Source organism: Treponema sp. R80B11-R83G3, assembly GCF_054786115.1.
On sequence record NZ_BDHF01000307.1, the window covers coordinates 1 to 882 of the forward strand.

Genomic DNA, 882 nt, shown 5'->3' on the forward strand with positions numbered 1-882 from the left:
ATCAAGTAAAGATGACGGTTTTACCGATGATATACCTTTTTAAAATTTATTCTATATAAGGAGATTTTTTATGTCAGATGATAAATATTTTGATAACGAACAACATTCCCGCCACGACAGGGGAATGGATATGCAGATGGACGACCGAGACGGCGACGATAGGGGACGCGGCGGCAAGGGACAGAAAGTTTTTTTCAAGAAAAAGGTTTGCAAATTCTGCGCCCAAAAAATGAAGATAGACTACAAAGAAGTCGATACTCTTCGCAGGTTTATTACAGAAAGGGGGAAAATTCTTCCCCGCCGTATTACCGGAACTTGCGCAAAACATCAGCGCGCTCTGGCCCTTGCCATCAAACAGGCAAGAAGCATCGCCCTTCTTCCCTATGTAGCCGAATAAATTATGCTTGAAGAAGAAGAAGCTTCCTCTCAGGAAGCAGTTTCTCCGCAGGAAGCAGTTTCCACGCAAGAAACAGTCTCCACGCGTGAAACAGACAGCCCATCCTCACCCGCGCAGGAGAGGCTTTCCGGCATTAATAATTATTTTCCTCTTGTTCCTTTACTTGTTTGCACGGCTCTCAGCTTGATTTTCTTAAAAACCGGCCTTCTTTCGCTGTTTTTTCTTGTGCCGCTTGGATATGTAATAATAATATCAGGCTCATTTATGCCGATATTTATAACAGCGGCTGCGGCAAATATCATTCTGATTGTTATTCAGTCTTTTTCAAGGCCTGATATGAGCAATATGCCGGTGGAAATGTTGTACTTAACAACAGTTTTGTTTGGGTTTACGTGGATAATGGGCGGAAAATTTATGCGGACGGCATACCGGTTTGTAATTGCCTCGTCAGTTTGCGCGGTTGTTTTTATCATTTTGATTAACAG

The 882-nt window shown here is 42.7% G+C and carries 2 protein-coding genes; both read left to right on the forward strand.

The features are described 5' to 3' along the window. The first annotated feature begins 124 nt into the window (after window positions 1-124). Complete coding sequence (rpsR, locus tag ACYVRH_RS13505) at window positions 125-397, forward strand: 30S ribosomal protein S18 (protein WP_461257413.1); 273 nt, start codon at window positions 125-127, stop codon at window positions 395-397. Window positions 398-400: 3 nt separating this feature from the next. Further along, the coding region (locus ACYVRH_RS13510) for a hypothetical protein (RefSeq protein WP_461257412.1) at window positions 401-882 on the forward strand (482 nt) is incomplete at its 3' end.